Annotated in this window: 3 protein-coding genes; all 3 read left to right on the plus strand. The window is 66.7% G+C overall.

Going from position 1 to position 2552, the window contains the following annotated elements:
- Nucleotides 1-146, plus strand: a 146-nt coding sequence (locus BR31_RS30135; RefSeq protein WP_037178344.1) for a Fe-Mn family superoxide dismutase, incomplete at its 5' end; no start/stop codon positions are given.
- A gap of 108 nt (nt 147-254) precedes the next feature.
- A complete protein-coding gene (locus tag BR31_RS0125030) occupies nt 255-1703 on the plus strand; it encodes a decaprenylphosphoryl-beta-D-ribose oxidase (protein WP_027503345.1) in 1449 nt (482 codons plus the stop codon).
- The gene (locus BR31_RS0125035; RefSeq protein ID WP_027503346.1) at nt 1700-2461 is read left to right on the plus strand and encodes a decaprenylphospho-beta-D-erythro-pentofuranosid-2-ulose 2-reductase; all 762 of its coding nucleotides are present in this window, start codon (nt 1700-1702) and stop codon (nt 2459-2461) included. Before BR31_RS0125030 ends, BR31_RS0125035 begins: the two co-directional genes overlap by 4 nt.
- Nucleotides 2462-2552 lie beyond the last annotated feature (91 nt).

The raw sequence follows: 2552 nt of genomic DNA on the forward strand, positions 1-2552 counted from the left end.
TCGACATGTGGGAGCACGCCTTCTACCTCGACTACCAGAACGTCAAGGGCGACTACGTCAACGCCTTCTGGAACATCGTCAACTGGAACGACGTCTCCGCCCGCTTCGACCGCGCCCGCACCCAGACCGCAGGCCTCATCGTCTAAGCAGCTCCGGCGAGTGTGCAGCTACCGGGCCAAAGGTCGGGTGGCGGCGGCCATATCTGCACACTCGCCAGGGGTCCGATCCGCTACCGCCAGGTAACCTCTACAGCGATGTCCACGACAGCTGAAGAGTCCCCGGCCGCCGCCGTGCAGCCGCAGCCTCTGACCACCCAGACCCGCACCCTGACCGGCTGGGGGCGCACCGCGCCCACCACCGCCGAGGTGCTGTCCACGCCCGATGTCGAGGTGATCGCCAGCGCGGTCGCGCAGGTCGCCGAGCAGAACGAGGGCAAGCCCTCCTACCTGCGGCGCGGCGTCATCGCCCGCGGGCTCGGCCGGTCCTACGGCGACCCCGCGCAGAACGCGGGCGGCCTGGTCATCGACATGAATGCGCTCAACCGCATTCATCGCATCGATCGCGACACCGCCCTGGTGGACGTCGACGCCGGTGTGAACCTGGACCAGCTGATGAAGGCGGCCCTGCCGTTCGGCCTGTGGGTTCCGGTGCTGCCTGGCACCCGTCAGGTCACGATCGGCGGCGCCATCGGCTCCGACATCCACGGCAAGAACCACCACAGCGCAGGCAGCTTCGGCAACCACGTGGTGTCGCTGGACCTGCTGACCGCCGACGGCAAGGTCCGCACGCTCACCCCCAAGGGCGGGCGCAACGATCCCAAGGCCGCGCTCTTCTGGGCGACGGTCGGCGGCATGGGCCTGACGGGCATCATCCTGCGCGCCACCATCAAGATGACGCCAACCGAGACCGCGTACTTCATCGCCGACGGTGACGTCACCAACAGCCTCGACGAGACCATCGCGCAGCACAGCGACGGCTCCGAGGCCAACTACGAGTACTCCAGCGCCTGGTTCGACGCGATCTCCGCGCCCCCGAAGCTGGGTCGCGCCGCCATCTCGCGCGGCTCGCTGGCGAAGCTCGATCAGCTTCCGGCGAAGCTGCAGAAGAACCCGCTCGCGTTCGACGCGCCGCAGCTGTTGACGTTCCCCGACGTCTTCCCGAACGGCCTGGCCAACAAGTTCAACTTCACCGCGATCGGCGAACTCTGGTTCCGCAAGTCCGGCACCTACCGCGGCAAGGTCCAGAATCTGACGCAGTTCTACCACCCGCTCGACATGTTCGGTGAGTGGAACCGCGCCTACGGTTCGAACGGATTCCTGCAGTACCAGTTCGTGGTGCCGCCGGAGGCCGTCGAGGAGTTCAAGAAGATCATCGTCGACATCCAGCGCTCCGGGCACTACTCGTTCCTCAACGTGTTCAAGCTGTTCGGCGAGGGCAACCAGGCCCCGCTGAGCTTCCCGATGGCCGGCTGGAACATCTGCGTGGACTTCCGGATCAAGCCGGGCCTCAACGAGTTCGTCACCGAGCTCGACAAGCGCGTGCTCGAGTTCGGCGGCCGGCTGTACACCGCCAAGGACTCGCGGACCACCGCCGAGACCTTCCACGCCATGTACCCGCGGATCGACGAGTGGATCGCGACCCGCCGAAAGTACGACCCCACAGGCGTTTTCGCCTCCGATATGTCCAGAAGGTTGGAACTGTGATCAACGCCGTGGGTAACCCCCAGACCCTGCTGCTCCTCGGCGGCACCTCCGAGATCGGCCTGGCCATCTGCGAGGAGTACCTGAAGAAGGCTCCGATGCGGGTGATCCTGGCCGCGCTGCCGGGCGATCCTGGCCGCGACGCCGCCGTCGCCCAGCTGAAGGCCAAGGGCGCCACCGAGATCGAGGTCATCGACTTCGACGCCGTGGACACCGAGTCGCACCCGAAGGTGATCGACGCGGCCTGGTCCAAGGGCGACGTCGACGTCGCCATCGTCGCGTTCGCACTGGACGGCGACGCCGAGGAGCTGTGGCAGAACCAGCGCAAGGCCGTGCTGGTGGCCAACGTCAACTACACCGCGGCGGTGTCGGTCGGTGTCCTCGTCGGCGAGAAGATGAAGGCGCAGGGCTTCGGCCGCATCATCGCGATGTCGTCGGTCGCCGGTGAGCGCGTCAAGCGCGCCAACTTCGTCTACGGCTCCACCAAGGCCGGCCTCGACGGCTTCTACCTCGGCCTCGGCGAGGCCCTCGCCCAGTTCGGACCGAAGGTCACGGTGGTTCGGCCCGGCATGGTGCGCACCCAGTTCAGCGCGCACGTCAAGGAAGCCCCGCTGACGGTCAACAAGGACATCGTCGCCTCGCTCGCCGTCGCCGCGTCCGACAAGGGCAAGGAAATCGTCTGGACGCCGGGCCCCTGGCGCTTCGTGATGATGGCGCTGCGGCACGTGCCGCGGGCGATCTTCCGCAAGCTGCCGATCTAGCTGTACTGCCCAGGCAGGTTGGTTGAGGGATTGCGACGACACGCTGTGACTGGTCGTTGAACAGCGAAGGTCTCCTGTCGTGAAGTGGAGC

This window comes from Rhodococcus sp. UNC363MFTsu5.1, assembly GCF_000686785.1.
Lineage (GTDB): Bacteria > Actinomycetota > Actinomycetes > Mycobacteriales > Mycobacteriaceae > Rhodococcus_G > Rhodococcus_G maanshanensis.